The sequence below is a fragment of the Phyllobacterium lublinensis genome, from assembly GCF_020164435.1.
In the GTDB taxonomy this organism is placed as follows: domain Bacteria; phylum Pseudomonadota; class Alphaproteobacteria; order Rhizobiales; family Rhizobiaceae; genus Phyllobacterium; species Phyllobacterium lublinensis.
The window spans coordinates 1-208 of sequence record NZ_JAIUDQ010000044.1 but is presented as its reverse complement, the minus strand read 5'-3'; the positions used below and the strand labels follow the sequence as shown (position 1 = coordinate 208).

1 protein-coding gene is annotated in these 208 nt (G+C 60.1%); it reads left to right on the top strand.

Going from position 1 to position 208, the window contains the following annotated elements; translation table 11 throughout:
• Window positions 1–208 (top strand): hypothetical protein (locus K9U38_RS21930; RefSeq protein WP_224496475.1); only part of this gene is annotated, 208 nt, incomplete at both ends.

Here is a 208-nt window from a genome sequence, read left to right as displayed (position 1 = left end):
TATCACCAATATCGACGATCGGGTGACGATCAACGAAGGCGACATCACCAACATCGACAAGCGGGTGACGACCAATGAAGGCGATATCACAACCATCAACACGAAGCTCGGCGACATCAACACCGGCAAGGTCGGCCTCGTTCAGCAGGCGGCCCCTGGGGCCGATCTGACGGTTGGCGCTGCCACGGATGGCGCTGCGGTCGAGCTG